The 14,361-nt window shown below is 67.2% G+C and carries 9 protein-coding genes and 2 tRNA genes; 7 read left to right on the top strand and 4 right to left on the bottom strand.

Features of this window, described 5'->3' with window-relative positions; all coding sequences use genetic code 11:
* The first annotated feature begins 230 nt into the window (after nt 1–230).
* The 3 genes from ACFZDI_RS25490 to ACFZDI_RS25480 all read left to right on the top strand — a co-directional run bounded on the left by ACFZDI_RS25490 (nt 231) and on the right by ACFZDI_RS25480 (nt 6,536).
* Complete coding sequence (locus tag ACFZDI_RS25490) at nt 231–2,696, top strand: AAA family ATPase (RefSeq protein ID WP_391253476.1); 2,466 nt, start codon at nt 231–233, stop codon at nt 2,694–2,696.
* Nucleotides 2,696–3,064, top strand: coding sequence for a hypothetical protein (locus ACFZDI_RS25485; RefSeq protein ID WP_391253474.1), 369 nt, complete (start codon nt 2,696–2,698; stop codon nt 3,062–3,064). Before ACFZDI_RS25490 ends, ACFZDI_RS25485 begins: the two co-directional genes overlap by 1 nt.
* A 100-nt stretch (nt 3,065–3,164) precedes the next feature.
* A complete protein-coding gene (locus ACFZDI_RS25480; protein ID WP_391253472.1) occupies nt 3,165–6,536 on the top strand; it encodes an AAA family ATPase in 3,372 nt (1,123 codons plus the stop codon).
* A 247-nt stretch (nt 6,537–6,783) separates the two neighbouring features.
* Here ACFZDI_RS25480 and ACFZDI_RS25475 read toward each other — a convergent pair.
* Together ACFZDI_RS25475 and ACFZDI_RS25470 are read right to left on the bottom strand one after the other, a co-directional pair.
* Nucleotides 6,784–6,858, bottom strand: a tRNA-Arg gene (locus ACFZDI_RS25475).
* A 310-nt stretch (nt 6,859–7,168) separates the two neighbouring features.
* On the bottom strand, nt 7,169–9,013 hold the full coding sequence (locus tag ACFZDI_RS25470; protein ID WP_391253470.1) for a tetratricopeptide repeat protein: 1,845 nt from the start codon (nt 9,011–9,013) through the stop codon (nt 7,169–7,171).
* 79 nt (nt 9,014–9,092) lie between these two features.
* Here ACFZDI_RS25470 and ACFZDI_RS25465 point away from each other — a divergent pair, with 79 nt between their 5' ends.
* The 4 genes from ACFZDI_RS25465 (at nt 9,093) to ACFZDI_RS25450 (ending at nt 11,995) form a co-directional block, all read left to right on the top strand.
* Nucleotides 9,093–9,356 carry a hypothetical protein gene (locus ACFZDI_RS25465; RefSeq protein WP_391253468.1) on the top strand — a complete coding sequence of 88 codons (264 nt, stop codon included), beginning with the start codon at nt 9,093–9,095 and terminating at the stop codon, nt 9,354–9,356.
* 640 nt (nt 9,357–9,996) lie between these two features.
* Nucleotides 9,997–10,191, top strand: a complete 195-nt coding sequence (locus ACFZDI_RS25460) for a hypothetical protein (RefSeq protein ID WP_391253466.1) — start codon at nt 9,997–9,999, stop codon at nt 10,189–10,191.
* A 434-nt stretch (nt 10,192–10,625) separates the two neighbouring features.
* Nucleotides 10,626–11,333, top strand: coding sequence for a tyrosine-type recombinase/integrase (locus ACFZDI_RS25455; protein ID WP_391253465.1), 708 nt, complete (start codon nt 10,626–10,628; stop codon nt 11,331–11,333).
* A 92-nt stretch (nt 11,334–11,425) separates the two neighbouring features.
* Nucleotides 11,426–11,995, top strand: a complete 570-nt coding sequence (locus ACFZDI_RS25450) for a hypothetical protein (RefSeq protein WP_391253463.1) — start codon at nt 11,426–11,428, stop codon at nt 11,993–11,995.
* Between the two features lie 107 nt (nt 11,996–12,102).
* On the opposite strand, the gene ACFZDI_RS25445 is transcribed toward ACFZDI_RS25450, so the two are convergent.
* Both ACFZDI_RS25445 and ACFZDI_RS25440 read right to left on the bottom strand, forming a co-directional pair.
* Nucleotides 12,103–12,175 (bottom strand) — tRNA-Arg (locus ACFZDI_RS25445).
* Between the two features lie 183 nt (nt 12,176–12,358).
* Nucleotides 12,359–14,260, bottom strand: coding sequence for an IclR family transcriptional regulator C-terminal domain-containing protein (locus tag ACFZDI_RS25440; protein ID WP_391253462.1), 1,902 nt, complete (start codon nt 14,258–14,260; stop codon nt 12,359–12,361).
* Between the last annotated feature and the right edge of the window lie 101 nt (nt 14,261–14,361).

Raw genomic sequence — 14,361 nt, 5'->3', positions numbered from 1 at the left:
ACCCTACAACAGCCGTCAAGTCCGTCAAGTCGATTGACAGCGCTTTCATGGACATGCTTATGTGATCGAGCTTCCGAATGGAAGCACGTGCCAGCCTCCGCAACCGCACCGTGAAGCGTCCTCGCGCCGTACCGGTCCCTTCTCGTCGCAACGCCATACCTCGGGGCCGTCCACTCCGCGTCCATTCCGCACCGCAGTCGCCACCCACCGCACCCACGGGAGGAACCCGCATGACCGTGACGGAACAGCCCCGGCAGAACGCACACCACCCCACCGACCACGCCCGTCCGGCCCCGGCCGACCAGTCCGTGCCCGTGGCCGGTCTGGTGGAGGCCCGCCTGGCGGAGGAGGCGCTCACCGAGCCCGTGAAGGTGCTCCTGAAGGAGGCCCTGGGCGACGGCGAGCCCCGGGGGACCTCCCCTGTCGGCCGGATCTACCTCGAGTCCGTCGCCGTCGCCCGGTTCCGTGGCATCGGACCGCGCGCCTGGCTCAAGCTCAGCCCCAGACCCGGCGTGAACCTGGTCGTGGGTCGCAACGGCTCCGGCAAGTCGAGCATCGCCGAGGCCATCGAGACGGCCTTCACCGGCGTGAACATGCGCTGGCAGGGGCAGCACGCGATACGCAGCAGCAACTGGCGCAACCTCCACGACACCGACGGCAGGCCGGAGATCGAGGTCAAGCTCGCCATCGAGGGCGACACCGGCCGCAGCACCCTCACCCGCACCTGGGAGGGTGACGACTTCGACGCCTCCCGGGCCGAGCTCCGGCGCCCCGGGCACGGCCGCGCCCCCCTCGACCAGGCGGACTGGACGCAGGCCCCGCGGGACTTCCGGTCCTTCCTGTCGTGCGTTGACCTCGACCGCATGATCAGTGGCAAGCCCTCCGAGATGTACGACGCCATCGCCACCATCCTCGGCCTGGGGCAGCTCAGCGCCGTCGACGGCCGGCTCCGCCAGGAGGCCAAGGCGCTCGAAGACGCGGACAAGGCGGCGAAGGCAGAGCTGCCGGTCCTCAAGGAGGCGCTGTACGAGTTGGAGGACGACGAGCGCGCGGTGCAGGCACTCGTCGCCGTCGACACGGCGGGAACGCCCGACTTCGAGACTGTTGAAGCCCTTGTCGCCGGTCTGCCCGCCGACGGGGACGATGGCCTCCTCGCCGGGCTGCGCGCCGAGGCAGAGGTGCAGGGGCCCGAGATGGCGCAGGTCCACGCGGCCCTGGACCGCCTGCGCAATGCTCTCGCCGATGTCGAGGACCTGCGCGGCACCGGCGCCGAGGACGCCCTGCGGCGTGCGGAACTCCTCGAACGGGCTGTGGCGCACCACGACCGTCACCCCGATGCGGCCGCCTGCCCCGTGTGCGGGACCGACGGGATGCTGGACGCGGCATGGGCCACAGACGCCATCGCCCAGATCGCCGCACTGCGACAGGAGGCGGAGGCGGCAGCGGGCGCGCGCAGCGAACTCCGGTCGGCCGCGCGGGCCGTGCAGGACCTCGTCCACACGCCCCGACAGATTCCCGCCGCCCTGGCCGACCCGTGGCGCGCCTGGACCGCCTGCCGGACGATCAGTGATCCCGGCGAGCTCGCCCAGCGCGCCCACGAGGCCGCCGCGACCCTGGCCGATGCCTGCGCCGCGGTCAAGGAGAACGCCGTCAGGGAGCTGGAGAAGCGGGACGAACGCTGGCGCGGGCTCGTCACCCGCCTGGCGGGCTGGGCGGAGACGGCCCGTGCCGTGGAGGCGAACAAGCCCCGGCTGAGGGACATCAGGAAGGCGAGCACCTGGATCAAGGCGCTGGCCGCCGAGTTGAGGGAACAGCGGATGGAAGGCTTCGCCGACCAGTCGCAGCGCATCTGGGAGCGGCTCCGCCAGGAGAGCAACATCGACCTCAAGGCCGTGAGCCTGAAGGGCAGCGAGAAGGCGAACGTCCGCAAGCTCGTCATGGATGTCACCGTCGACGGCCATGAGGCCTCGGCTCTCAGCGTCATGAGCCAGGGCGAGCAGCACTCCCTCGCGCTGTCCCTGTTCCTGCCCCGGGCCGCCACCGCCGACAGCCCGTTCGGCTTCATCGTCATCGACGACCCCGTGCAGTCCATGGACCCCGCCAAGGTCAACGGACTCGCCCAGGTCCTGCACGAGCTCGGCGAGCACCGGCAGGTCGTAGTGTTCACCCACGACACCCGGCTCCAGCGGGCGTTCACCAGTCAGGGTCTGCCCGTGACGGTGTTCGAGGTCGAGCGGGCCAAGTCGTCCAAGGTGAAGGTGAAGCCGGTGACCGACCCGGTACTGCAGGCACTCCACGACGCGCGGGCCCTCGCCAGTACCAGTGACCTGCCGTCGGCGGCACGGACCCACGTGCTGCCCAGCCTGTGCCGTATCGCCCTGGAGAATGCCTTCCTCGAAGCCGCCTGGATCCGGCATCACCGCTCCGGCGCGCCCGAGGACGAGCTGCAGGCCGCCGTCGGCAGCGCCGACAAGCTCATGAAGGTCGCGGCACTGGCCCTGTTCGGCGACGCCGGCCGGACCGGTGACGTCTACCGTGAACTGCGCGCTCTTTGCGGACCCCGTGCGGTAGAACTCCTCAAGGAGTGCCAGAACGGCGCCCACGCCACAGGAGCGCAGATCACCGACCCCCACCGCTTCGTGGACGACATCGAGATCATGGCGCAGAAGGTGCGCAAGCCGGGGGTGACTGCGTGATGAGCACTCCCACCACCTCGGTCGATGAGCTCCTGCTGACGGCGGATCAGCTGCTTGCCGCACGCACGGCCGCCACGGCCGCCGGCCGGCACCGTGGAGCCTCCCTCGCTCTGCGGACCGCCCTGGAGCTCTCCATCGACCGTGTACTCGACGCCGCGGTGCCAGGGCTCGCCGACACCACGATGCGGGCCAAGATGCTGTGCCTCCACTACTACACCGCGGCGGAGACCGCTCGCCGCGCCAACGCTGTCTGGTCGCACCTCTGCCTGGGATGCCACTACCACCAGTACGAGATCGGCCCCACGCACGACCAGGTTCGCGCCTGGCGGACGGAGGTCGGCGAACTGGTCGGGACGTTGACCATCTGACTGTTTGTTACCACCAGGTTTCTGATAGTTATTTCGGCGGGGCCGGGCGTATGCCCGTCGCAGCGTCCTCCGGGGTGCTGCAAGGGGAGGGGATATGTACATGGGCACCACCACCCGCAACGAGATCATCGCCATCGAGCAGAAGGCGGTGGACCGCGCCTACGACTGCTATGCCGCGCGGCTGGCCGAAATGACCGGGAGCTCGGTCGCCATGGCCTCCGCCAGCGGCAAGGACAGCGTCGCCAACCGGATCGTGGCCGAGGAGCGGGCCGCGGCATACGACGGGCTCGGCAACGAGTCGCTGGTCATCGGCCGCGTCGACGCACCGGACGAGGACGAGCCGGGCAGGGGGCCCAAGACCTGGTACGTCGGCCGGCGTGCCGTTTCCGACGTCCGTACCCGCGACACCGTCGTCGTACTGTGGACCAGTCGGCTGGCCAAGAAGTGGTATGAGGCGCTGCCCGATGCCCCGGGCGAGGTGCTCCTGCGGCGGCGACTGCGCTGTGTACAGCGTGTCGTCGAGGACTACTTCGACGAGATCACTGCCGCCGCTCCCGTCCCGCAGCCACGGCAGCGGGAGGCCCAGCCCGCGGAGCCGGCCACCGTCACGCAGAAGGAGGGAGCACCCAGCCCGCCCGTCCCAACGCCCGCCGACATCACCCGCCTCCAGCGCCAGAAGCCGCTGCAGCCCGACGACTTCCTCCTCCGCGAGCTTCAGCGCTCTCGCCGCGGCAGCATGCGGGACATCGTCGAGACCATCCGCCGCGACCAGATGGCCCTGGTCACCGGCTCGCCCTCCGACATCCTCGTAATCCAGGGCGGCCCGGGTACCGGCAAGTCGGCGGTCGGCCTGCACCGCGTGACCTGGCTCGTCAACAACGGCCACTTCAAAGCCCAGGACGTCCTCGTCGTCGGCCCCCATCAGCGGTTCCTGGACTACGTGAGCCAGGTGCTGCCCACGCTCGGCACCCGGAACGTCAACGCCGTGCAGGTGACCCGTCTGTGGGACGGCGAGGTCCTCGGCACCGACACCCCCATGGCGCGGATGGTGAAGTCCGATGAACGCATGGCGGCCGTCCTGCGGCGGCGCGTCGAGATCGAGTGCCGTCCCGAGGCCGTCGACGAGTTCACCACCACTGCCTCTTACGAGGGGGCCAAGCCTGAGCTCACCGTCACCGTCGGCAGCACGACCCTGCGCGTCCCGCGCTCCGAAATGCTTTCCCTCCTCGAAGACGTGCGCCAGGGCGACGGCTCCTACCGTGAGCGCCGCGACCGCTTCCGCGGGCTGCTCGTCGACCGCCTGCTGCGGGAACTCGTCGCCGTCGCCCCTCGCCGCAGCCGCGACGACACGATCCGCCGCGACCTGGAACGCAACCGTCAGGTGGAGCGCCTCATCGAACGTGTCTGGCCTTCGCCCGGCGCCAGGGAAGCCCTCCGCACCCTCTACGAGTCCGAAGACCTCCTGCGCACCTGCGCCGAGGGCATTCTCGACGCCTCGGAGCAGGCCGCTCTGCGCCGTCCTCGAGCCGACACGGCCGACGCCGATCCCTGGACGCTCGACGACCGGGTCTGCCTCGAAGAACTGCGGTATCTCATCACCGGGGAGACCCCGCAGCGGTACGGGCACATCGTGGTCGACGAGGCACAGGACCTGACACCCATGCAGGCCCGCTCCCTGCGCCGGCGGTCCGCCGCGCAGGGCTCCATGACCATCCTCGGCGATCTCGCCCAGGCCACCGGCCCTCACACCCACACCGACTGGGACCGCCTCGGCACCCTCCTGTCCGACCATGGCGACTGGCGCGTGGCCGAGCTGAACACCAGCTACCGCGTGCCCGCCGAAATCATGGAGTTCGTCGCCCCCCTGGCCCGTACCGTCGCCCCCACACTGCCGTACCCGCAGGCCGTGCGTGCGGCGGGTGAGGACGCCGTACGGACGGTCGCGACCGAGCCGTGGAAACTCCTCGGCGACACCGTGGCCCAAGCCACCCGCCTCATCGGCACCAGCGACGGACACACCCTGCGCTCCGTGGCGGTCATCGTCCCCGACGACTCCGGCTGGCTCGACGAGATCAGCCGCCAGCTGGACCTGGCCGAGGGCATCACCCAGCAGGGACGCGAGGCGGTGTCCGTGCTGGCCGCCGCCCAGGCCAAGGGCATGGAGTACGACCACGTCCTCGTCGTCGAACCCGCCACCATCGCCGACCGGGGCCCGGCCGGCCTGCGCCAGCTGTACGTCGCGCTCACCCGCAGCACCCAGAGCCTGACCGTCCTGCACACGTCCCCGCTTCCGGAGGCCCTCACGAACACCGACGGCAGCAGTACCGAAGCAGCACCCACCGAAGGCGAACCAGGCATGGCAGACGCTGACGCCCCCGACATCGGTACGGACGTCCGAGTCCGCGTGACCGGCCGGGCACCCGGTGGCCGGTACAGGGTCAAGGCCCTGTCGCCCGCGATCGACGTCCCTCTGGTCCTGACCGTCCGCCATGGCTCGGTGCCCCCGCGTCCCGGCGCGGTACTGGACTGCTGGGTGTTCGCTCACGAGACGAACCACTGCCTGCTCACCGCGGACCAGCGTGGCCGCCAGCCCATCTCGCCGAGAATGGCGGAACGCTACCTGGCGGCGCTCAGCGTTCTCGACGAACTGACCAGCGGTGACGGAACCGTTCCGGAGAACGCCCGTGATCGTCTGTCCGAGCTCAAGGGCATGGCCAACCGCGTCCTCCGCCGCGACCAGGCGGACTGGGTGGACGTCCGTCGCGTGCTCGGATCCCCTGACAAGCACCGCCTCAGCCTCCTGCGTGACCTCGCGGCGCACACCAACCGCATGCTCAAGGACGGCGACCTGGACCTGAACCGCCTCCAGACGGACCTGGCACGCGCCGGCTGGGCCCAGGCCCTGCACGAAGCCCGGGAGGCCCTCCAGCGCCGGGTCGCCACGGGCGAACCCGAAACCGACGACGCACCCTCCACCGCTGAACAGCAGTCCGAGCAGAAGGAAACCGAGCCCGTGACCCCCGCCGAAGATCTGCCCGCCACGCCCGCGCCAGCGCAGGGGCTTCTGCACTCGCTGGAGAGCGCGGCGACCGCCGACCGCACGTGCAGAAAGCACGAGGCGGTACGGCATGCTCTCAAGGCCGCCCTGCTCTGGGAGGACCTGCAGCCGACCGACTCCCCGGTCGTCGACGTCAGCCGGATCGCGGACGACGGCCACTTCCTCTACGAGGTCCTCGGTGCCGGCCGCTCCACCTACGCCGACCTCCGCGCGGGAGCCACCCGCCTCCTGGAGATCAACCACACCCTGCCCACTCCTGCCGACCGCCTCTACCTGGTGCTCTCCGAACCGCCCGCCGAGGACTGGTCGGCCGACACCGTGTTCGGTGTCTTCGGGGTTCAGGTCCTGTGGCGCACCCCCGACAGTTGGGGCGGCCACGACGCGGAAACCGCCCTGGGCTCCGGAGAGGCGTAACCACTTTCGGCAGAAACGCGATTCTTCCCTGCTCGCTCGTGCGCTCCTTGGGTGCCTGAAGCGGAGCCAGAGCCCGATGGCCCGGAGAAGACCGGGCCGGAGTCCGTGCCGGATGATGCTTATCCGCTGGAGAGATTTCGGGGATCAACTCTCCGTCCGCTCACGCAAACGGCCCCGGACGAGGAGTCCGAGGCCGAGTAGGAGCCTTTCTAGGGGAGAAGTCTCAGGTCGGAGCGGTAATGCGTTGTGCCCCCGGCAGGATTCGAACCTGCGACACCCGCTTTAGGAGAGAGGCTGGGGGGTTGTGCCGGTGACCTGGGGCTTCGATGACTGGTGAGATACCCAGCAACTCGACCGCCAAACGCCTTCGTTGACCGTAGCTGACCGCTGCATCTGGCACGACAGTGGCACGGAGCTCAGCCGACGACAGCCAGCCACGGTGGCGGGTGCGCCGGCCGACCAGACGCGCGTGTGCCTCGCTGCACCCCCACCAGCCTCAGCCACGCTGCCGCTGCCGTCGACCAGAGCAAGCCGCGACGGCCGTCCCGTCACGACAGTGCCTGAGCCCTCAGTTTGGGAGGTTGAGATGGTGCGGGGTTACGGACATGGGCTGCGGTTCTTGCCGACCGTTTCTATTTCTCTTGCAGAAGCGCAGCGAGATGACGCCGAGCCTTTAGGAGATTAGATCGCAGTGATGCGACACTTACTCCCAACTCAGCCGAGATCTCATCAGGTGTATACCCGTCAAGAGTCCACGCTAGGATCTGGCGTTGTCGTGGAGGAAGCTGAGACAACAGTTCAAGCACCTTGTAACCTTCTTCCCATTCGGGGGTATTTGATCTGCCCGGTAGGGGATTCATGTTTGGGGCGCGTCCTGCTGGAATCTCCTCAATGCTTGCAATGTGCCGAACAAGTGCACGAGATGCCGTACGCCTCACCCAAGTTCGTGGGTGTTCAATAGTTGCCCAACTCCGATATAGGCTAGCCATGGTATCTTGAGAAATGTCAGCCGCCACCTCCAGTGATGCCCCTTGCCACATAAGAAAGCCAACCAAGCCTTGAATGGATTGCCTATAGAAGTCACTGAACTCTTGATCGATTGTCATTCGGTTGCGTGACTCTGGCGCTACGAATTTAATAGAATTTCTAGCATCGCCTACTCGTTCAGCCGATTCCCCTCTTTTATCGTTCGTCGCGTCGATCGCGGGGCCGTACGTATCAGTAAGACGCCTCCTGATAGCCGCACCTGTCAGGCTGCTTCGAATTGAAAGTGTGCGTGGATGGCGTTCCCCCAGTACGCGCATACTGGCTGCCAGTGTTTTCTCGTATAGAGGGATTGCGCGATCTGAATCTCCTGCGGACTCGTAAGCTTCTGCCAAGTTTCCGCGAATGGAGAAGGTATGCGGATGATCCTCTCCTAGAACTTGCATGCTGTAGTCTAGAGCCTGCCTGTACAGGTCGATCGCCTTTTCGGTATCACCCAGTGCCATAAAGGCTCCGGCATGGTTGGACAATGAGGCGACAAAATCTGACTCGTGGCCAGCCAGATTTCGCGTTTCCAATCGACGGTAAACGCTCAGGGCCTCCTGGATCACACTCAATGCTTCATTGTGGCGACCCGCAGCCAGAAGCCGATTCCCGAGGTTATTGAGTGACATTGCCAGGTCTGCCTCGTAGGCATCAGGGTTTGTCGCGGCCAAGCGTTGCCGGATGGCTACGGCCTGGCTTGCTGCTTCGAGTGCTTCTTCTCGGCGCCCGACATCCGCAAGCATTGTGCCGAGGTTATTGAGTGACATTGCCAGGTCTGCCTCGTAGGCATCAGGGTTTGTCGCGGCCAAGCGTTGCCGGATGGCTACGGCCTGGCTTGCTGCTTCGAGTGCTTCTTCTCGGCGCCCGACATCCGCAAGCATTGTGCCGAGGTTATTGAGTGACATTGCCAGGTCTGCCTCGTAGGCATCAGGGTTTGTCGCGGCCAAGCGTTGCCGGATGGCTACGGCCTGGCTTGCTGCTTCGAGTGCTTCTTCTCGGCGCCCGACATCCGCAAGCATTGTGCCGAGGTTATTGAGTGACATTGCCAGGTCTGCCTCGTAGGCATCAGGGTTTGTTGCGGCCAAGCGTTGCCGGATGGCTACGGCCTGGCTTGCTGCTTCGAGTGCTTCTTCTCGGCGCCCGACATCCGCAAGCATTGTGCCGAGGTTATTGAGTGACATTGCCAGGTCTGCCTCGTAGGCATCAGGGTTTGTTGCGGCCAAGCGTTGCCGGATGGCTACGGCCTGGCTTGCTGCTTCGAGTGCTTCTTCTCGGCGCCCGACATCCGCAAGCATCGTCCCCAAGTTGTTCAACAGTGCAGGGCGCCGAGGGTCGTCTGCACTACTTGAATCAAGCGCTTCCTGCATGATTTCGATGGCTTCTTCAAGGTCCGTGACAGTGCCGGAGATCCCGAAGCGTTCTCGAAGCATGCTTCCGAGATTATTCAAGAGTGCGACGCGACTTCGGCTTGCAGAAGACGTAAAGTCCAGAGCTTCTCGTGTGGCGGCAATCGCCTCGCTCAGAGCTGTGGGCGAGCCGGTCGCCCTGTATTTATTCCAGGCCGAGAGGGCCTCAGCAGAGCTATTCATCGACCCCTCCCACCTCTTTGAAAATCTCGACAGCTACTTGCCTATCGAATACGTCCAAGGTTCTTCGGCGAGGATTCCATCGCATGACAGGCGCAAGGGCTGGCGGGTCGGCGGCTTCTTTCTCTTCGCCTTCCTCGTTGATTACCGAGTCTTCGTCGACTGCGCTGAGGCTAAAGCCTGGGGTGGACTCGGGAGCCTGTGAATGGTTATTTGCGGAGGTATACCCGCCATCCGCCAGGCGCCAGAGCGTGTGGATCTTGACGACAACCGTTGTGACGCTTTGCTGGCCTACGCGTTGGTGCTCAACTAGAACGCGGACCAAGGACTCGAGATTCCTCCACCGTGGCACCGCGACGCCGCGCAGCACTGCGCTGACGCCTTCGTGACTCAGCGTTCCTGGAAGGTCATCACGCTCACGTATGTGTGTGCTAATCGTACGAGCCGCAGGCTTGCCAGCCATTTCATAGATGTCATGCAGGGCGATGACGAGATTCCGGTGCGGGCCCGGCGGTAGCCGCTGCTCGTCCGGTAACCGGATGCCCGCCACGAAGCTCCCCGTCAGTTCTTGTCAGGTTGGGTCAGGGGACCAGTCTGCCAGTCAGGGGTCAACGATGTCTCGGCGTCCTGGGAACAAGTCGGCCCGGCATAGGAACAGGGGCTGCTCGTGTGCTCCCCCTGGGGCTTCACGCTGGTGTGAGGCCGGCCCACAACCTCTGCTGGGTGAAAGGAGACTCGGTGATCACCGATCAGAATCAAACAGGGAACGGAAAGTCGCACGCGTATCCCGCGACACCGTTCAACAGCATCGAGTGTGCACAGGCGCTGGCGGGTGGGCGATGACTGTGTCCTTCACGATCCGATGCCTGCTCGTTGGAGTCGCCTTCCTGCTGTCAGTGTTGATTGGCGTCGGCGGTGCGCTTCTGCATCGCCACGACGGGGCGTCAATCCCTGCTGCGATCTTCCAGGGAGGAAAGACCTTCACCGGTTCGATGACCGTGTCTGTGAGCGTCTTGATTGCCCTCGGCCTGCTCCTCTAGGCGGTGAGGGGTTTGCAAGTGAGCGCGCTGTAGCCCATAGTTCGCGCTCCTGGCCGGGGAACCGTGCGGCTGATCGCTGTGTGCGCGGCACGGGTGCCGGCCGGGCTGGAGCGGGACGGAGGCAGGAGCGCAGGCCCGGCCGGGGGCCGGGCCGCGTGCGGGGAGCGGAGCGAGCCGCCTTGAACCAGTAGAGAAAGTTGTAACTCACTTGGCGCGCAGGGTCTGTCCGGTCCCGGTAGATGCTTGACACTTCGGTCCCAGCTGACGGTTGACAGTGGCCGTGTTCACCTGGGATTAGACGGACGGCTGAGGCTTGAAGTTCTGTGCACAGGGCGGTAGTTCGATGCTGGCGCGGCAAGCTCCTCGCGGCTGGCCTCGGTGAACCGACGGTGGTCAATGCGTACCAGCTGCTGCGTGCCCTGATGAACACAGCTGTGGACGACGAGCTGATTCGGCGCAACCCGTGCCGGATCAAGGGCGCGGACCGCTACGACGTGCCCGAGCAGCCTGTCCTCACGGTGGCCGAGGTCTTCGCCGTGGCCGACTCGATGGCGCCGCGCTATCGGCTGCTCGTGCTCCTGGCGGCCTTCACCACACTGCGGTTCGGGGAGCTGGCGGCCCTGCGGCGCCGGGACATCGACTTGGAGGCACTGACTGTCACCGTGCGCCGTGCTCAGGCCGAGTTGCAGGACGGTCGGCTCTTCGACAAGGCACCGAAGTCCGCGGCCGGGGTGCGCTCCGTTTCCTTCCCGGCCGAACTCCTGGATGCGGTCACGCACCACCTGGAGCACTTCGCCGCTCCCGGTCGTGAGGGGCACGTTTTTGTCGGACCTCAGGGCGGGCAGTTGCGTCGCAGCAACTTCCGCGACGACTGGGTCACGGCCCGGAAGGCAGCTGGCGTCACGGCCGAGCTGCACTTTCACGACCTGCGGCACACGGGCAACACGCTGGCCTCCACGGCCGGAGCCAGCACGTGGGAGCTGATGACGCGGATGGGGCACAGTAGCTCGCGCGCCGCGCTGATCTATCAGCACATGACCAGCGACCGTGACCGGGCCATCGCCGATCGGCTCGGTGCCATGATCCGAAACGGTAGGGAACCGGGCCCGGACTCAGTTGGAGAGGGTACCGACTGGATGTAGCGGTACTCGTGCGCACGAGGGCCCGAACGACGTGACGACTTGATGGGCAGAAACCGGTCCCTGCAACGACGTGCTCGCCATATGGTCAGCGGATGGTTCTGGGATCGATTAATTGGGGCGATGCTCCTACCTGGTTCGGAAGCGTCGCCGGTGCGGCAGCGCTCGGCTTCACAGCTTTCACTGTGCGTCAACAGACCAAGCAGTTGAGGGCCCAACAGGAGCTCAACGAGGAACAGCTTAAGAACTTGCGGCTGGAGCAGAAGGCCCTTGCTGCTGAAGTCCGAGACCGGCACACCGCCCAGGCGCGGAGGGTGAAGTTCAGCGTTCAGATAACACCAGGTCAGGACTTTCCTGATGGGCCGGAGAGCTGCTGGTATTCCGCCGAAGTCACGAACCAGTCGGACGAAGCCGTAACCGATGTAACCGTTGATTACGACGGCTGGGAGGAGCCACAGGCGGCACGACTGCGCCCTGATCACATCCTGATGGATCAGCCATGTGTCGTGGGTCCGGGGCATGTGGTCGCCTTCGCTTCCCAGTCGACTCACATCGACCGCCTGGAGGAGATCTATCCGACGTGCAAGTTCAAGGACGCCGCCGGCGTCAGGTGGATCTTGGACACGGACGGTCGGCTGACTGAAGAAGCGAGCACCGCGCCCTAATCCTGCTCAGGGGCCGAGCGGATGTAGTGGCACGCCTGTGGCACGACCCCCGGAACGACGAAGGGCCAGCCTGGAAGGAAACCCCTCCTGAGCTGGCCCTTTTCCTGTGCCCCCGGCAGGATTCGAACCTGCGACACCCGCTTTAGGAGAGCGGTGCTCTATCCCCTGAGCTACGAAGGCAGTGGCAGTGACGCAAGCAGCGACGTGCCCGTGGTCTGGGAGGACCACAGGCGTCAGCGTACCGGATGTGGGTCGGGCGGGTGTGGGGGTCAGGTCAGGGACGCGGGGTGGGTGCGTGTGTGCTGCGGGCGGGGGTGCGGTGCGTCCCGGTGGGTGTCGGAGGACCGGACGGGGTCGGGTGGGTCAGGTCGGGGGGACTCGGGTGTAGCGGGACGCTGTGTGGAGGTCCGTTTGGATGCGGGTGGCCGTCCCCGTCAGTTCCGGGAGGAGGTCCGTCACGCACTCCCTCGGCGTGCGGCGGCTCGCGTGCATCGCCGTGTTCAGGGCCGCCACCACCCGGCCCGACCGGTCGCGGATCGGGACCGCCAGGCTGCGGAGGCCCTCCTCCAACTCCTCGTCCACCAGGGCGTAGCCCTGCGAGCGGACCACGGCCAGGGTCTGCTCCAGTGTCTGCTTGTCCTTGATCGTGTGGGGGGTGAGAGCAGGCAGGTTCGCAGGCCCCGGCAGGGGCCCGGGCGCGTCCGCCAGCAGGACCCTGCCCAGTGCCGTCGCGTACGCCGGCAGGCGCGTGCCCACCGTGATGTTCACGCTCATCACCCGGGCCGTCGCCACCCGGGCCGTGTACTGGATCTCCTCGCCCGACTCCGACAGCACCGCCAGTGACGTCGACTCGTGGATGCGGGACGTCAGGTCGGCCAGGTGGGGCTGGGCAATCTCCGGGAGGGACGTACGGGACAGCGGCGGGAAGCCGAGGGACAGGATCCGGGGGGTCAGGGTGAACGTGCGGCCCGTCCACGCCACCAGGCCCAGGTGCTCGTAGGTGATCAGCGCGCGCCTGGCCGTCGCCCTGGCCAGGCCCGTCGCCCGGGCCACCTCCGTGAGGGTCAGCTCCGGCCTGTCCTCGCCGAACGCCGTGACGACCGTCAGGCCACGCGCCAGCGACTCCACGAACTCGCGGCCCAGTTGCTGCTTGGACGTGCCCGTCCAGCGCGCCAGGTCCGACGGGGGCGGGCCGGGCTCGGGGGGCGGGGTGGCCCGGAGTTCACGTTCCATCGCCCGCACCGCCGACCGCAGCCTCGGGAGCAGCGCCGTGCGCAGGCGCTGCGCGCTGTGGCGGCTCGTGTGGCTGACCACGCTCGCCACACATGCGATCTTGCTGTTTGTTCCAGGTGCCGCGACCCTGCCGTCCCTGGCGGGTGTTCCGTCCGTGCCAGGTGCTCGGACCGGGACCGAGATCGCCACCAGGCCCGGCTCGATCAGCTGGTCGTCCAGGGACCAGCCGTTCGCCGACGCCTCCTGTGTGCGGCGGACGAAGGTCTCGGCATCCCGCTCGTCCGCCCCGTACGTGCGCGGCGGTACGGCCGTGAAGGACAGGTCTCTCGGGTCCGCCGCCCTGCGCTGCCGCCAGCGCTGCCAGTCCGTGTCCGTCCACTCCGTCGCGAACAGCGGTCCGGGCGCGGTGCGTTCGGCGGGAAGCAGGTCGCCGATCCGGAAGCTGAGGGACATCGCGCGGCGGCGCGTCGCCTGGTGGATGAAGCGGATGCCGTCGAGGTCGGCGACCGCGAGCGAGACCGACTCGTCCAGTTCGTCGGCGAGCGCGTCCGCGTGCGGGGCGAGCAGCGCGGGCAGACGCAGGGCGGACAGGTAGGCGTTGCCCAGTTCCATCAGGCGGGGGGACAGGTGGACGTCCCGGCCGTCGAAGCGGACGTAGCCCATGCGGGCGAGCGTGGCGGTGATGCGGTCGACGGTGGAGCGGGCGAGGCCGGTGGCCCGTTCCAGGCCGCTCAGGCTCAGCGTGCCGTTCGCCTCCGTCAGTTCCCGCAGCACCGCGATACCGCGGATGAGCGGGGTGACCGCCTCCGCGGGGACGTCCTTCGGGGCGTGCCTCGGGGTGTCCTTCGGGGCGTGCCTCGGCGTGCCCTCCCGGGCGGGCCCTGGGGAGTCCTCCCGGGCGTGCCTCGGGCTGTCCTCCGGGACGCGCCTCGGGGCGTCCTCCGGGACGTGCCCCGGGGCGTCCCTCCGCCCCGCCTCGTCGGCCGGCGAGGCGGCGCCCTCCTGGGGCTCGGACGTGGGCTTCGCTGGCATCGGCTCTCCGGTACGGCGCTCGCGACGGTCGCGGCAGGCCCACCGTAATCCGAGTCGTCCCATCCGACATCGGTGCCAGGTGGATGAGGGACCGCTGCATA

It is taken from the genome of Streptomyces sp. NPDC007907 (genome assembly GCF_042959365.1).
GTDB lineage: Bacteria > Actinomycetota > Actinomycetes > Streptomycetales > Streptomycetaceae > Streptomyces > Streptomyces indiaensis.
This window is presented reverse-complemented; position numbering and strand designations above follow the sequence as displayed.